The sequence below is a fragment of the Halioglobus sp. HI00S01 genome, assembly GCF_001635445.1.
Lineage (GTDB): Bacteria > Pseudomonadota > Gammaproteobacteria > Pseudomonadales > Halieaceae > Halioglobus > Halioglobus japonicus.
In genome coordinates this window covers 1-216 of the sequence record NZ_LWEE01000152.1, presented here as the reverse complement: position 1 = coordinate 216, position 216 = coordinate 1, and the positions used below count along the sequence as shown (strand labels likewise).

The 216-nt window shown below is 51.9% G+C and carries 1 protein-coding gene; it reads left to right on the top strand.

The window, feature by feature from the left end:
• Nucleotides 1–193 (top strand): hypothetical protein (locus A3709_RS23350; protein WP_231871201.1); only part of this gene is annotated, 193 nt, incomplete at its 5' end.
• Nucleotides 194–216 lie beyond the last annotated feature (23 nt).

The following is a 216-nucleotide window of genomic DNA, read 5'->3' as shown; positions in this document are numbered from 1 at the left end:
CTCGCCCCAGGCTGTATTGTTTTTACATCAGCCAGAGGGGCGCGCAGCTATGACGATGAAAACTAAAATCGATTCAATCATCAATTATTGCTTCGAGAACCAGTGCTGGGTCTATCAAGCAGCCCAGGCACTCGGATATACCGAAGCGGACGCCAAGGCGGCGGAAGACAAAATCAACACACTGGCGGAGTAGGGGACGATGCTCGAGAACCAAGT